This window comes from Streptomyces sp. NPDC059695 (assembly GCF_042733785.1).
Taxonomy (GTDB): domain Bacteria; phylum Actinomycetota; class Actinomycetes; order Streptomycetales; family Streptomycetaceae; genus Streptomyces.
In genome coordinates this window covers 156,900-171,149 of sequence record NZ_JBHWFF010000015.1, presented here as the reverse complement: position 1 = coordinate 171,149, position 14,250 = coordinate 156,900, and the positions used below count along the sequence as shown (strand labels likewise).

Genomic DNA, 14,250 nt, shown 5'->3' with positions numbered 1-14,250 from the left:
GAACTCTCCGGCACGTGCGCTCAGCCGAGGGCCTCGTACAGGGCCTCGTAGATGCCCGAGACGAGCTCCCGGCGGGTCTCCTCGGCGATGTCTCCCGCCAGGACCACTTCGATCGGGAAGTGGAAGTGGAGTTCCGCCCCCGGACCGGAGACCATGACGGGCTCCGGTCCCATGACCTCGGGCAGCGCCCCCGGCTGCTCGGTCTCCTGGTGCGACATGGGGTTCCTCCGTACGCGCGTCAGGTCGTGGTGGTGACTTCCAGGCAGACGCAGTTGAAGGTGGTGGTGGGCACGCCGTCGATGAGGACCGTGGTCGCGGCGGACGTGATGAAGCATTCGCTGAACAGGATCTGCTGGAACGTCCAGTCCTTGCCGGAAGCCTCCTGGAGCCCGATGTTGAAGCTCTCGTGGTGCAGGGCGATGTCGGTGAGCTTGGCGACCACCGGGCCGATCGCCTTCACCGCCATGGAGAAGGTGAACGCCTTGGGCTGGACGACGTGGGCGACGTTGTCGGCCTCCAATGAATGCAGGGGCTGCACCGGGCTGTTGAAGGTGGGGCTGAAGGAGTCGATGGGGGTGACCGCCGTGGTGCCGAGCATCACCGTCAACCGGGTGTCCCACTTGACCTCGGGCATCTCATCGCTCCTTAACCCTTGAGGACCAGCTTGACGGCGATCTGGTGGACCACGCCCGCGTAGACGACCGCGATGTCCATGTCGACGTTCCGGCCGCTCCGCCCGTTGCTGATCAGCTGGAGTTCCTCGGCGCTCAGGGTGGCGCGGTCGCGTTCCAGGAGCACGAGGAGCGGGATGTGGATGTCGTAGCTCTCGATCACGCCGCGGCTCACCAGGGGCGAGAGCGCGCCCTGGACGAGCGTGACGACCGTGCGCAGGCCCGGGCGGTCGATGCGGACGTCGCCGACCGCCTCGATCAGCGTCGCCTTGACCCGGAAGCTGATGTCGTCCAGGGTCCGCACGATGTCGATGTACTTCTTCGTGCCCGGGTTGGCGGTGAGTCCCTCCCCCAGGTACAGGCCGTGGCCGGGGAGCAGCACCGGGCTCGTCACCCAGTTGATCGAGGCCGCGTAGTAGGCATCGATCTCGGCGGCCGTGAAGAGGGTGGTCATGTCGATGGAGATCGGCTTGAGCAGGAGGGAGATGTGGGGTTCGTAGCCCGCGATCACTCCGGCCACCGCCGCCGCCACGTCGTCGTCGGACCGGTGGGCGACCAGGACCATCCGGTTGTTGCGGACCGCCCCCTTGTTCAGGGCGATCTGGTCGTCCTGCGACATGGTCCGGTCCAGCATGGCGACCCCGATGCGCTCGCTGCCGTCTCCGCCGCTGTTGGACACGCCGCTGACGTGCTTCGCCAGGAGGTCGACCGGGTGGTTGGTGGCCGGCGTCTCGTTCAGCGGGGTGTTGGCGAGGACCACGATCTGTGCCGGGACTTCCTTGGCCGCCGTGAACGCGTTGGCCCAGACGGGCGTGTCGAAGGCCACCTCGAGGCCCCAGACCTTGGTCGGGGGCGGGGTCTGGCGGAAGGCCAGGGAGATCGAGGCGGCGAGGTCGCTCAGACCGAGAGCGACCACCGGCTCGTCCGCCGCGTGGTTCTTCGTCAGGTTGTCGTCGAGGGTCCAGGTGGACTTGCCGCCCGTCACGTCGGTCGCGGCCGTGATCGTGCGGACCTCGACCGCGTCGTCCTTCCCGATGGCGACCTCCGTTCCGACCGGGTACTTCGACGCCGCCGTGGCGTTCTTGGTGGGGGCGTCGACCTTGTCCGCCAGCTTGGTGCTCCCCTTCGGGTAGGCCTTCTCGGCGTCGCCCGGGTACGTGAACGGCCGGGCGTCCGTGGCCACGCCTCCGATGGCTCCCTTGCCGATGACGAGGATGTCCCCGAAGGCTCTGGTGGCGGGCGCGAAGAGATCACTGCTCGCTGAGACGGTGATGTAGTTGAACGGCATCGACTGCTCCTCACCGTGTGTGCGCCCCGTCTCCGGGTAGGGGGCGCGGCCGGTGCCCGCCGGTCGCTCAGGGCGCCGTCTCGAAGACGGCGACGAATCCCTGGGTCGCCAGCAGATCGCCGACCAGTTGCTCGGTCGTCCGTGACGTCTCGTCGGTGGCGGTGGCGGGGAAGACCGCCAGCCACGCGCTGGAGGCGAGCAGGGCGCTGCCGTCGTGGGCATCCGGCCGCGGACTCGCCATGTCGACCGCCCGCTTGGCCTGGCTGAGCCGGCGCAGCGCGCCGACGGGGTCGAGGCGGTCGAAGATGAGCGTCGACACCCGCAGGGGGAGGCTGCGGGCCGGCGCTGAGGGATCGAAGGGGGGTGGATCCTCGTACTGGAGCCGGTAGGCCCGCTCGAACTCGTCGTGCGTCGCCCGGGCGGCGCCGGCCGCCGCCCAGGCATCCGCCTCCACCGACGAGAGGAGGCTGCCGACCGGTGCCGCCTTCACCGTGACCACGGTCTCCAGCGACATGTCGATCCAGTGCACCGGGGGTGTCGCCGGGATCTCGACGGTGGCGCGGGCCTGCTCCGTGGCGGGGATCGACTTGTCCCATGATCCGTGGACGGCGATCGTGGCGTGGACGGCGGTCTGGAACTCCGTGCGGTCGACCCGGACGGACTCGACCGATCTGATGTCGAGGCAGGCCGGATCGTAGACGGACACCAGCAGCGACCGCACGCGCTCGCGCTCCGGGTCGGCCGCCGGAAGCAACAGTGCCGCCACGTTCTCCGGTCGTAGATACCGGAGCATCAGACCGTCCGTGAAGGGAATCGTCGCTGCCATGGTGCTGTCCCCGTCAACCGGTGTTGAACTGGGGGAGGCAGAAGGCGCAGCCGTTGAAGCCGCGTACCTGCGCCTCCTGTATGCGCGCGTAAGGCTGCTTGTGCGCGGCGCCGATCCGGTTCCAGAGCGGACACGTCTCGATGTGCACCTCGCCTGTCTTCGGGTTGGCGAAGAACCACTCGTGCAGGTCCTTGATGGCGACGATCTCGAGCGTGATGCGTCCGGCCACCTCGAAGTCCTGGATCTGGGTGGCGATGAGGTCGTAGCTCTTGAGGTGCTCGGCCTCGTGGGAGAAGTCGACCGTGAGGACGGCGGAGACCTCGTCGTCGGCGTCGAGCCGGAAGCCGTCGACGAGCGCCTTGCTTCCGCCGGACATCTGCAGGGTGGAGCGGACCTCTCCGGACTCCGTCACCTCCACGTCGGTGAGGAGGGAGGGTGTGACGATGCGGCTCAGGGTCCGGATGGTGATCCGGGTGTCCGGTGGCATGCTCGTGGCGTCCAGCTCCCACGAGCCGTCCGTCGCGGTCGGCCCGCCCCGGAGAAAGAGGGTGAAGTCGCTCTGGCCGCCCAGGACGGACTTCTTCGGGTAGACGTTGCGCTGGCCCACGTTGTTGTCGTAGCGCACGAGCCGGTCGTGCGGCACCGGAGTCGCCGAGGTGGCCGTGACGGAGGGATCGTCCGAACCGTGCGCGATCGCGATCAGGCATTCGTGACCTTCGATGGTCGGCACCCAGGGGAACGGGCCGACGCGCACGGAGCCACCGGGCGGGATCGGTGAGTGGATCGTCTCCTTGCTGATCGACTTGAAGCTGGTCGGCCAGGTCATGCCGGTCCCCGGGTCGCACCGGAAGGTCTCGACGGTGAACCGCTCGGCCCCGGCCTCCACCGTCCCGCGGTTGTGCACGCGCACGTACAGGTAGTTCGTCTGGTTGACGATGGGATCCTGGGCCCCCGCCTCGGGGTCCTCCCCCGGGCCGATCTGGTTGCGGACCCAGATGTCGGGCGAGGTCCAGAACGGGTCCAGGTCACCACCGCTCGGTACGAGACCGGTGTCCTTGTCGGAGTCGGCGATGAACACGTCGACGTCCGGCCTGGGCCAGAGCCCCTGACGGACGAAGGCGTCGTTGAGCACGTTGCGGTGCAGACCGCCGTTGACGGTGACGTCCGCGGCGATCAGGCTCTCGCCCAGGCGGACGGCGTTCTTCCTGCTCTGCGGTGTGTCAGCGCCGAGGAGCGGGATCATCGTCAGGAGGGTCGTGACCATCTTGTCGGCGGCCTTCCTCCGCACGACGCCCTCCTTCGCCTTCCCTCCCATGCCGAGGTAGCACTGCCACAGCGCCGAGGCCAGCATGGAGTTGCGCTGTTCGGCGGAGTAGTCGTCGAAGTCCGCGTCGTCGAAGCGCTGCGTCAGGTCGAGCCGGCGTCCGGGGCTCCACTCGTCCTGCAGGTTGTTGTCGAAGGGGAACGTCTCGGTGCGCCGGTTCCCGGCCCGGTTGAACAGGTCCCGGTAGATGCCGGCCATGACGTCGCAGATGCTGTGCGCGTACTCCAGGGGGCCCGTGGCGCCGGGCCTGAGCCACTGGATGACCCCGTGCGTGTACTCGTGCACGATGACGCCGAGGTCGGCGGCCCCCGGCACGAGCTTCCTGGCGAGACGCATCCGCGGGGGGGTCGCGGTGCCGATCCACTCGCTCTGATCGGTGCTGTCGGGGCCCTGCGGGTCGATGTCGACCTTGACCATGCGGGCGTTGAGCACCGGGTTGCCCAGACCGCGGAGGTACCGGGCGAAGGAGTCGGTCCAGTAGTAGGCGTTCGCGCTGAGGAACGCGTTGTCCTTGGGGTGGTCGAACACGAAGGAGGCGGAGTCCGAATCCGGCTGGACGAACCCGGAGTCGTCCCCGTCGACGCAGCGGCACCAATCGCCGTCGAGGTGGAACCTGCCGTGGGCGTCGGGGGGCGCGATCTGGGTCTGGACCTCGTGGGCGAACGGCATCAGGGCCTCGTCGGTGGACCGGGAACTCAGCGTGCCGTCGTCCGATTCCGTCACGGGGTCGGGTACGTAGACCTTGAGCGTCGCCGTCACGTAGTGGCCCGCGATCTCGATCCAGAGCAGCTTGCCCGCGACGGCGTCGACGACGACGCGGAAGTGCTCGAAGGGGCCGGTGGTCTCGACGATGAGGTCGTGGACGAGGTGCAGCCTGCCGTCGGGGCGCCGCTTCCCCTGCTTCAGAAGCGCGGCCGAGGCGGTGGGGCGGTCCGCCTCCGGCAGCGGGGGCCTGGACGTGTCCCGGAGGTAGACCAGGTCGTCGCGGACGACGGTGGCGGCCTCGTACCCCTCGCGGAAGGGCGCGAGCGCGCTCTTCTCCACGAGGTCGGGGGCCTGTGCCTCGCTCACGTCGGGGGCGTCCGAGACATCGGCATCCGTCGTGTTCTCGACCTGTACGACGGCCGCCTGCCCCGTGTCGGCCACCAGCTGGAGCGTGGCGCCCAGGATGGGAACGTCCTGGTGGAACTGCTGGTAGCGGACGTCGAGCGTGCCCGGGGCCTCGTCCTCGCTCACCCGACGGAGATCCGTGCCGTCCGTCCCGAGCTCCTCCGCGCGCTCCCGTACGAAGGTGTGGACGGCCCGCTGGGCGGTCGGCGCGCGGAAGAGGGTCGCGCCGGGGTCGAAGTACCGGCGCAGGACGCCCCCGGTGTCCCGGTGCTCCCCGACCCCGGGGACCAGCCTCAGAGGCAGGCCGGGCTGCGGGCCCGGGTCGTTCCTGTGCCTGCGTTCCTCGTTCCGGCCCATGATGTGCTCCTCTGCGCACACGGATCCCGCCCCCTGGCGGCCCGCCCCTCGATGGTGGGCGTCGCCGCACGGACCGCGGTCGGCCGACCGCTGCGGTGCGGTGCGGACGGCGCCGGGTTCGTCAAGCGGCCTCCGCGGACGTGGGGGCCGGGACGCGCCTGTGGCGTCCGGCGCCTCCCGCGGCCTGGGGGGCCACGGGGCCGACGCCGTCGGGGAGCGCGCGGGGCGGGGTGGTGCGGGGCGCCGGCATCGCGTGGCCGTCGGCGGCGTCCGCCGTACGGATCACGAGGGTGCTGCGGTGCTGTCCGCCGCTCATGGCTCCTGCTCCCATCACCTGCGGCCGCGTCCCCTTCAACAGCTTAGACACGTGTGCGCCGGGCGGCCACGCAGCCGGTCCGGCCGAAGCCCCTTTGGTCACCGACCGTGTTGATCGGCCGTCACTGTTCACCGACAGTGCTGATCGTCCGTCACCGTTCCCGGGCGTCACCGTGTCAGGCGCTGTTGGCGTCCAGGAGGCTGCGGGTGCGGTCGCTCGCTCCGCTGAGGGCGAGGGGGACGCCGAGTCCCGCGCACATGCGGTGGGCGCGGGCGAGGGCGCTGAGGGTGGCCGGGCTGGGGTCGGCCGCCGGGAGCACGATGACCACGCGGGCGGGCCGGTGCTCCTGGACGAGGGACTGGATCTGGAGGGCGGCCGCGGCGCGGTTGGTGACGTCCAGGTCGTGGTGGAGCGTCACGTGCAGGGCATCGTGACGCACGGCGTGGCTGATGATCAAGAGTGCCTCCGCACGGAAGACGAGGAAGGCCCACAGGGGGACGTCGGTGTGGGCGGTTCGTCCGAGGATGTCACGAGTGGAGGCTCTGTGCCGCTCTCGTGGCGTTCATGGCGCGGAGTGTTGAAGGGCCGGAGCCCGGGCCGCGCAGCGGGCCCGGGCTCCGGCGGGTGCACGTGAGCCGTACACCGGCGTGACGGCCCGCCTCCCGGACGGGCGTCACGCGCGTGAGTTTCAGTGCCAGTACTTCATGGTCGAACCTCCTCCCCCGCTCGTGGGCGCAGGGTGACCTCGAAGCGGTCGAGACCGCGGAGGGTCAGATTGCGCCGGTGGTCCGGTTCCGCGACGGCCCGTGCGTCCGGGTAGTCCCTGGCCAGGGCCCCGAGGACCGATCCGGCGAGCCGGATCGCCATGGACGCGCCCAGACAGGCATGGGCCCCGCGTCCGAACCCGAGGTGCGGGTTCGGGGCGCGGTCGAGTCGCAGTTCTGTGGGGTGGTCGAACCGCAGCGGGTCGTGGTTGGCCGCGCCCAGGAAGAGCGTGACCGGATCACCCGCCTTCATGGTGACGCCACCCAGTTCGGTGTCGGCGACGCAGACCCGGGCGTCCGCCTGGACCGGTGCGTCGTACCGGATGAGTTCGTCCACGGCCGCGGCCGGGCTCGCCCGGAACGCGCCGAGCGCGCCGGGGGTGGTGAGGAGGGCGGCCGCCGCGTTGCCGAGGAGCCGCGAGGCGGATTCGTAGCCCGCGTGGAGGACGGCACGCAGACTGTTCCGAAGAACCGTTTCTGCCACGCCGCTGTCCGCCGCGTGCTCCGCCACGTACGCGATGAGCCCGTCCTCGGGCGGATCCGCGAGCCACCCGCCGGCGTACTCCGCGAGCCGCGCGCGGGCCGCGACGGCGGGCTCGTGCTTCTCGGGCCACAGCCCGGCGTCCATGCCGTCGACGACGGTACGGGACATGGGCACGAACCAGTCGAGCCCGGGTGCGGGGACGCCGAGGAAGGCGGTGACGAAGCGGAGGGCGACCGGTTCGGCCAGCTCCCCGACGAAGTCGAAGGAGGGCCGCCGGGACAGCTCGGCGAGCAGGTCCGCGATCTCGCGCTCCAGGCCTTCGTGCAGGGCCCGGCGGTCCTGGGCGCGGAAGCCGTCGAGCAGCAGGTGCCGGATGGCGGTGTGCTCCGGCGGATCGAGGGTCTGGACGCTCAGCAGCGGCGCGGGGATGTCCTCCCCGGCGCGGCGCCAGTCGGAGGCGAACCGGTTGCTGTCCGTGAGCACCGCGAGGCAGTCGGCGTGCCGGGTGAGGACCCAGGAACCGAGCAGTTCGTGCCAGAAGACCGGCGTGGTCTCCCGCAGCCGGGCGTAGGCGGGGTAGGGGTTCCGCAGGATCGACGGACGGGCCAGATCCAGAATCGGGTCCACGGCTGCCGCTTGCTCCACGAAACGTCTCCCCCTGTGCATCGGGCCTGGTCGAGGCCTTGGCTGCCTGCAAGTCGAGCGGTGCGAGACGCCGGATCACCGGTGGGTGGAACGCCTCGTCAGTGCTTCACCGGCGGTTCGCCGGTCCTTCCCCGTACATCATCCGAGCCGAGCGCCGGTGACGCTACCACGCAACTGGGGTGGCTGGTATGACTACCTGCCTCAGATCTTTCACAAAGCTTCGGGGAGTTACGGAAGATGACCGGTCAAGACCAGACAATCGTTCACGATGTCCCGGTAAACGTTGCTCAACAGCCCAACCCCTACCCGCTCTTCGAACGCATCCGTGAGCACGGTGTCGTCCAGCGCGTGCGGCTGAATCCCACTCTTGAAGTCTGGATGGTCACGGGCTACGACGAGGCCGCCGCCGCCCTCACCGACCCGCGCCTCAGCAGCAGTCCCGTCGGGGTCAACGGGCTCGAGGAGGAGATGGCCCACCAGGAGCGCACCAACGTCCTGATGGCCAGCATGCTGGTGGCCAACGGCGAGGACCACACCCGGCTGCGCAACCTCGTCTCGAAGGCCTTCACCTTCCGCCGCGTGGAGGCGCTCGCCCCCCGCGTCCAGGCGCACACCGACGCCTTCCTCGACGCGATCGCGCAGCGCGGATCCGCCGACCTGGTCTCCGAGTTCGCCCTGCCGCTTCCCATGGCGGTGCTCAGTGAGCTCATCGGCATCCCCGCCGAGGGGCAGCCCGACTTCGCCCGGCTCGCCGTCGGTCTGATCATGCCGCCCAACACGCCCGAGCGGCTCGCCAAGGGAGCGCGGGCGCGCGCCGAACTCACCGAGTTCTTCGAACCGTTGATCGCCGCCCGCAAGGCGGACCCGAAGGACGACCTGCTGAGCGCGCTCTGTGCCGCGCAGGCCGAGGAGAAGATCAGCGACCGCGAGCTGACGGCCATGGCCATCCTGCTCACGCTCGCCGGCCACGAGACGACGGCGAGCCTCATCGCGAACGGCGTCCACGCCCTGCTGCGCCACCCGGAGCAGTTCGCCGCGCTGCGCGACGACCCCTCGCTGCTGCCCGGCGCGATCGAGGAACTCCTGCGCTTCGAGGGCCCGGTGAGCCGGGGGGTCGCGCGCTTCACGGTCGACCCGTACGAGATCGGCGGCGTCACCGTCCCGCCCGGCGAGATGATCATCATCGGACTCGCCGCGGCCAACCGCGACCCGGCGCGCTACGACCGTGCCGACATCCTCGACGTCGCACGCCGCGAGGTGCCGCAACAGCTTGCTTTCGGCCATGGTGTGCATTTCTGCCTGGGTGCTCCGCTGGCCCGCGCCGAGGCCAGGATCGCCATCGGCACCCTGCTGCGGCGCTTCCCCGACCTCCGGCTCGCCGACCCGGACGCCGACCTGAGCCGCCGCGAGGGCATCCTGCGCGGCATGGCGACGCTGCCCGTCACCTTCACGCCCGAGGCCTGACCGGCGGCGACGGACGAAAGGACACAGGCACATGGGATCGGCTTCCGCCACCGCGGAGTTCGACGAGATCGCCCCGGAGTACGACGAGTCGCGCGGCGGTACGGAACGGGCGGCGGGCTTCGCGTCGATGCTGGCGCCGCTGCTCGACCCGGCCCGCCCGGTGCTGGACATCGGCGTGGGCACCGGCATCGTCGCGGCCGAACTGGCCGCGCGCGGGCACACGGTCCACGGGCTCGACCTCTCGCCGGGGATGCTCGCCCGGGCGCGGGCCCGGCTGGGTGCGCGGGTGGCGGTGGCCGACGCCTGCCGCCTGCCGGTGCGGACCGGGTCGGTGGACCAGGCGATGTCGACCTGGCTGCTCCACGCGGGACCGGACAACCGGGCCGTCATGGCCGAAGTCGCGCGGGTCCTGCGGCCGGGCGGCCGCTACCTGGTGATCCCGGCGGGCGGGACACGGCCGACGGACGACGTCGGCGTCCTCGTCGGGGAGTTGGAGGACGCCCTCGATCCGGACGGCAGCCGCCGGGACGACCCGGAGCGGCTGGCCCCGATCGCCGCGGCCCACGGCCTCGTCTACGGGGGAACGGCCTCGGAGCGGCCCACGTCGTTCGAGGTGTCGCCGCGGGCGATGGCCGCGTCGCTGACGCGCGGTCTGTTCACCGGCGCGTGGGCGGTGGGGGGCGAGGCGACCCGTCTGGTCGACGAGACCAGGGCGCGGCTGCTCGCCCTCCCGAACCCGGACGTGCCCCGCCCGAGGCGGGGGGCGGACGTCGTCCTGACCTTCACCCGGTCGACCTGACGCCGACTGTGGGGCCGCGCCGGGGCTGCGCCGCGCCGTTGTGGGCCGCGCCCCGCCGTTCCGTTGTGGGCAATCGTTCCGCTGGGGCGGCGCCCACCTGCGTTGTGGGCAGGCGTTCCGCAAGGGGCGGAACGGGTGGGCACAACGGACGGCGCCCTTGCCGGCGCCAGAGGCTGCTGAGCCTGAACCCGCACCGCCGGTGACGGCGCCCTGGTGGGTGCGGGCCAGGGCACGGAACGCGGAGGCGCCGCGAGAAGGCGCCGTCCCGTGTGCCCACCCGTCCCGCCCTGCGGGACAATTGCCCACACGGGCAGCGGGCGAGGGCCCACCGGGCGTGGGCGCGGGCCCACACGGGCGTGGGCGAACGCCCGTCAGGCCGGGCCGCGCAGTGCCGCCGCGTAGGCCTCGTCCGGGTCCAGGCGGCGCAGCTCCTCGGCGATCAGTTCCGCCGTGGTGCGGACCTTCAGCGCGAGGACCCGGTGGGGCTGGCCGGGGATGGCGAGGCGCGCGACCGGGCCCTCGGGCCGGTCGATGCGGATCTCGCCGTCGGCGGTGCCCATCCGCACGGCCGTGACGACGGGGCCGTCGGTGACGACCCGGTCGACGGTGACGCCGAGCCGGACCTCGAACCAGCGGGCGAGGAGCTCGGCGCTGGGGTTCTCCGCCTCGCTCTCGACGGCCGCGGAGGTGACGGTGAGCGGGGCCTGGTCGAGGGCGGCGGCCAGCATCGAGCGCCACGGGGTCAGCCGGGTCCAGGCGAGGTCGGTGTCGCCGGGGGCGTACGAGGCGGAGCGCTTCTCCAGGGCGGCGAGGGGGTCCTCGACCGCGTACATGTCGGTGATGCGGCGCTGCGCGAGCGAGCCGAGCGGGTCCAGGGACGGCACTTCGGGGGCGTCGACGGGCCACCAGACGACGACGGGCGCGTCCGGCAGGAGCAGCGGCAGGACCACGGAGTCGGCGCGGGCGCCGAGTTCGCCGTAGAGCCGGAGCAGCACCGTCTCGCCCGAGCCGGCGTCGGTGCCGAGCCGGACCTCGGCGTCGAGGCGGGTCTCGTTCCGCTCGCGGGGGGTGCGGGCGTGCCGCTTGATGACGACGAGGGTGCGGGAGGGGTGTTCCCGGGAGGCCTCGTTGGCCGCCTTGACGGAGTCGTACGCGTTCTCCTCGTCGGTGACGACGATGAGGGTGAGCACGGCGCCGACGGCGGGGGTGCCGACGGCCCGGCGACCCTGCAGAATCGCTTTGTTGATCTTGCTGGAGTCGGTGTCCGTCAGATCGATCTTCATGTGCGGCGCCCGTCCCTTCCTCTGCGGCGAGCCTAACCCTCCCGCGCGCCTCGCGCGTGCGGGTCCCCCCTCGCTCGGACTACTCCGGTTCGGGGGCGGCCTGTTCCCGGGCGCGGCGGCCGACGACGGCCGCGGCGGCGATCGCCGTGCCGAGGAAGGCGGTGGCCACCACCCAGGGGCGGTCGAGGACGTGGCCGGTGGCGTGGTCCAGGGAGTAGCGTCCGGCGCCGGCGATGCCGATCGCGGCGGCCGTGAAGCCGAGGAAGGCCGGGTACTCGTAGCCGCCGCCCTGGGCGAAGAAGCCGGCCGGGGCGTGCACGGCGACGGCCCCCGCCATGGCACCGGCCGCGGCGGCGCCGGCGGCCGGGGTGGCGAGGCCGAGGGCGAGGAGGACGCCGCCGCCCGCCTCGCCGAGTCCGGCGGCGATCGCGCTCTCCCGGGGCGGGTGGAAGCCCATGGCCTCCATCCCCTTGGCGGTGCCCTCGATGCCACCGCCCCCGAACCAGCCGAGGAGCTTCTGCGTGCCGTGCGCGGCGAGCACGGCACCGGTGCCGACCCTGAGCACGAGCAGCCCGAGATCGCGTCGGTTGGGGTGGGCCATGAGGTCTCCAGGTGCCGTCGGCGGGGCGTACGGGGTCCACTCTCGCCCGGACCACGCACGGGCGCCCTGCGGAACATCGCTTGATTCGTCCATCTGAGTCATGTTTTGCGGCGATTGCCCACTGTTGCTTGACTGAGTGGGCTTTCGTCCCCGAGGGAAGTGGGTACGCATGTCCGCCGAGACCGCCGCGCTGCGGGAGAAGGTCCGGGCGCTGATGCCCCGGGCGAAGGAGGACCTGACCGCGCTCGTGGCGATGCGCTCGGTCGCCGACCCGCGCCAGTTTCCGCCCGAGGAGTGCGCCAGGACCGCCGACTTCCTCGTCCGGGCGTTCACGGAGGCCGGACTCCGTGACATGCGGCGGGTGACGACCCCGGACGGCACGGACGCGGTGGTGGGCCACGCGCCGGGGCCCGAGGGGGCACCTACGGTCCTGCTCTACTGCCACTACGACGTGCAGCCGCCCCTCGACGACGCCGCCTGGCGGACCCCTCCCTTCGAGCTGACCGAGCGCGACGGGCGGTGGTACGGGCGCGGTGCCGCGGACTGTAAGGGCAACATCGCCATGCACCTGACGGCGCTGCGGGCACTCGGCGGCCCGGAGGGCCGGGGCTTCCCGGTGAACATCAAGTTCGTCGCGGAGGGTTCGGAGGAGCAGGGGACGGGCGGCCTGGAGCAGCTGGTGCCGCTGCAGCCCGAACTCTTCGCCGCGGACACCCTGCTGGTCTGCGACACCGGCAACTTCGCGCTCGGCCTGCCCACCGCCACCACCTCCCTGCGCGGACTCACGAACGTCGTCGTGACCGTCTCCACCCTCAAGGGCGAGATGCACTCCGGGATGTTCGGCGGCCCGGCGCCGGACGCGCTGGCGGCGCTCGTCCGGATCCTCGACGGCCTCCGCGACGAGCACGGCAACACGGCGGTCGAGGGACTCGCGGGCGACGGCGTCTGGGACGGCGTCGCCTACCCGGCCGAGCAGTTCCGTACCGACGCGGGCGTCCTGGACGGGGTGTCCCTCGTCGGCACGGGCTCGGTCGCCGACGAGCTGTGGGCCCGGCCCGCCGTCACGGTCCTCGGCATCGACTGCCCGCCGGTGGTGGGCTCCTCGGCCGCGATCCAGGCGAAGGTGCGGGCCAGGATCAGCCTGCGCGTCCCGCCGGGGATCGACACGGACGACGCCCTGCGCGCCCTCACCGGCCATCTGACCGCCTCCGCCCCGTGGGGCGCCCGGGTGGAGGTGGAGCCGGAGAGCGGCGGTCAGCCCTTCCGTGCCCGCACCGACGGGCCCGCCTACAAGGCACTGGGGGCGGCGCTCCGCGAGGCGTACGGGAAGGACATGGTCCAGTCGGGGCAGGGCGGGTCGATCCCGCTGTGCAACGTGCTCGCCGCGCACTTCCCGGAGGCGGAGATCGCGCTGATCGGCGTCGAGGAGCCGGGCTGTCTCATCCACGCGCCGAACGAGAGCGTGGCTCCCTCGGAGATCGAGCACATGGCGCTGGCCGAGGCCCTCTTCCTGAGCTCCTACGCGGCCTCGCGCTGAACCGCCCCCCGCGACGAAAGGACCGGTTCCGTCCCATGACACAGACCCACGGCAGTCCGTACGACCGCTCCACCCGGGCGGAGGTGCCACCCGGTCCGCTGGGGATGCTGGCGGGCTTCGCCTGGCAGGCCCTGCTCGTCGCCGGGCTCGTCTCCCTGGTCCTCGGCGTGCTGGTCCTGGCCTGGCCGGAGGCCACCCTGAAGGTGGTGGGAGTGCTCTTCGGCGTCTACCTGCTGCTCAGCGGCGTGGTGCAACTCGTCGCCGCCTTCGGCACGCACGCCACCACCGCGCTGCGGGTCATGGCCTTCATCAGCGGCGCGCTGTCGATCCTGCTCGGTCTCTTCTGCTTCCGGGGCGCGGCGCAGTCGATCCTGCTGCTCGCGCTGTGGATCGGGATCGGCTGGCTCTTCCGCGGCATCATGCAGACGGTGGCGGCCGCCTCGGACCCCACGGCGCCGGCGCGCGGCTGGCAGGTCTTCCTGGGCATCGTCAGCGCGCTCGCCGGAATCGTGCTGATCGTGTCCCCGCTGGAGTCCGCGGCGGTGCTGACCGTCCTCGGCGGCATCTGGCTGCTCGTCGTCGGCGTGACCGAGATCGTCACGGCCTTCATGGTCCGCTCCCGCGCCAAGGACCTCCCGGCGGGTGCCTGACCCGCTCCTTCCCGGCCGGACCGCCCGCCGCCCCCCCCCGGGGCACGCCGGGGGGGGGGGGGGTCGCCGCCGGGGCGGCCTGTTTTCGGTGCGTGAGCACCACGCCCCCCCAGACGCCCCCCCCCCCGCCC

14 protein-coding genes are annotated in these 14,250 nt (G+C 71.9%); 4 read left to right on the top strand and 10 right to left on the bottom strand.

The features are described from left to right. Positions 1 to 20 precede the first annotated feature (20 nt). From ACFV2S_RS20615 to ACFV2S_RS20580, 8 genes are all read right to left on the bottom strand, one after another. Entirely contained in the window at positions 21 to 218 is a 198-nt protein-coding gene (locus ACFV2S_RS20615; protein ID WP_383784475.1) for a hypothetical protein, read from the bottom strand. A gap of 20 nt (positions 219 to 238) precedes the next feature. Beyond that, positions 239 to 634, bottom strand: coding sequence for a hypothetical protein (locus ACFV2S_RS20610; RefSeq protein ID WP_383784478.1), 396 nt, complete (start codon positions 632 to 634; stop codon positions 239 to 241). Positions 635 to 645: 11 nt separating this feature from the next. Next, positions 646 to 1,959 (bottom strand): hypothetical protein, encoded by a 1,314-nt coding sequence (locus tag ACFV2S_RS20605; RefSeq protein ID WP_385560866.1) that lies wholly within the window; start codon positions 1,957 to 1,959, stop codon positions 646 to 648. Positions 1,960 to 2,026: 67 nt separating this feature from the next. Beyond that, complete coding sequence (locus ACFV2S_RS20600; RefSeq protein WP_385560863.1) at positions 2,027 to 2,785, bottom strand: hypothetical protein; 759 nt, start codon at positions 2,783 to 2,785, stop codon at positions 2,027 to 2,029. 13 nt (positions 2,786 to 2,798) lie between these two features. Continuing rightward, positions 2,799 to 5,576: a hypothetical protein gene (locus ACFV2S_RS20595; RefSeq protein ID WP_385560860.1), complete on the bottom strand. Its 2,778-nt coding sequence runs from the start codon at positions 5,574 to 5,576 to the stop codon at positions 2,799 to 2,801. A 121-nt stretch (positions 5,577 to 5,697) separates the two neighbouring features. Further along, a complete protein-coding gene (locus ACFV2S_RS20590) occupies positions 5,698 to 5,892 on the bottom strand; it encodes a hypothetical protein (protein ID WP_385560858.1) in 195 nt (64 codons plus the stop codon). A 175-nt stretch (positions 5,893 to 6,067) separates the two neighbouring features. Next, positions 6,068 to 6,349 carry a hypothetical protein gene (locus tag ACFV2S_RS20585; protein WP_385560855.1) on the bottom strand — a complete coding sequence of 94 codons (282 nt, stop codon included), beginning with the start codon at positions 6,347 to 6,349 and terminating at the stop codon, positions 6,068 to 6,070. A 245-nt stretch (positions 6,350 to 6,594) separates the two neighbouring features. Next, positions 6,595 to 7,785 (bottom strand): cytochrome P450, encoded by a 1,191-nt coding sequence (locus ACFV2S_RS20580; protein WP_385560852.1) that lies wholly within the window; start codon positions 7,783 to 7,785, stop codon positions 6,595 to 6,597. 348 nt (positions 7,786 to 8,133) lie between these two features. Here ACFV2S_RS20580 and ACFV2S_RS20575 point away from each other — a divergent pair, with 348 nt between their 5' ends. Next, on the top strand, positions 8,134 to 9,249 hold the full coding sequence (locus ACFV2S_RS20575) for a cytochrome P450 (RefSeq protein WP_385560849.1): 1,116 nt from the start codon (positions 8,134 to 8,136) through the stop codon (positions 9,247 to 9,249). Between the two features lie 31 nt (positions 9,250 to 9,280). Then, positions 9,281 to 10,048: a class I SAM-dependent methyltransferase gene (locus ACFV2S_RS20570; protein ID WP_385560846.1), complete on the top strand. Its 768-nt coding sequence runs from the start codon at positions 9,281 to 9,283 to the stop codon at positions 10,046 to 10,048. A 371-nt stretch (positions 10,049 to 10,419) separates the two neighbouring features. Here the strand turns inward: ACFV2S_RS20570 and opcA are convergent, their stop codons facing one another. Together opcA and ACFV2S_RS20560 are read right to left on the bottom strand one after the other, a co-directional pair. Continuing rightward, positions 10,420 to 11,331 (bottom strand): glucose-6-phosphate dehydrogenase assembly protein OpcA, encoded by a 912-nt coding sequence (opcA, locus tag ACFV2S_RS20565; RefSeq protein ID WP_385560843.1) that lies wholly within the window; start codon positions 11,329 to 11,331, stop codon positions 10,420 to 10,422. 79 nt (positions 11,332 to 11,410) lie between these two features. Continuing rightward, positions 11,411 to 11,932, bottom strand: coding sequence for a DoxX family membrane protein (locus ACFV2S_RS20560; RefSeq protein WP_385560840.1), 522 nt, complete (start codon positions 11,930 to 11,932; stop codon positions 11,411 to 11,413). A gap of 169 nt (positions 11,933 to 12,101) precedes the next feature. On the opposite strand from ACFV2S_RS20560, the gene ACFV2S_RS20555 reads away from it, so the two are divergent. Both ACFV2S_RS20555 and ACFV2S_RS20550 read left to right on the top strand, forming a co-directional pair. Continuing rightward, positions 12,102 to 13,469 carry a dipeptidase gene (locus ACFV2S_RS20555; RefSeq protein ID WP_385560837.1) on the top strand — a complete coding sequence of 456 codons (1,368 nt, stop codon included), beginning with the start codon at positions 12,102 to 12,104 and terminating at the stop codon, positions 13,467 to 13,469. A 35-nt stretch (positions 13,470 to 13,504) separates the two neighbouring features. After that, positions 13,505 to 14,119: an HdeD family acid-resistance protein gene (locus ACFV2S_RS20550; protein ID WP_385560834.1), complete on the top strand. Its 615-nt coding sequence runs from the start codon at positions 13,505 to 13,507 to the stop codon at positions 14,117 to 14,119. Positions 14,120 to 14,250 lie beyond the last annotated feature (131 nt).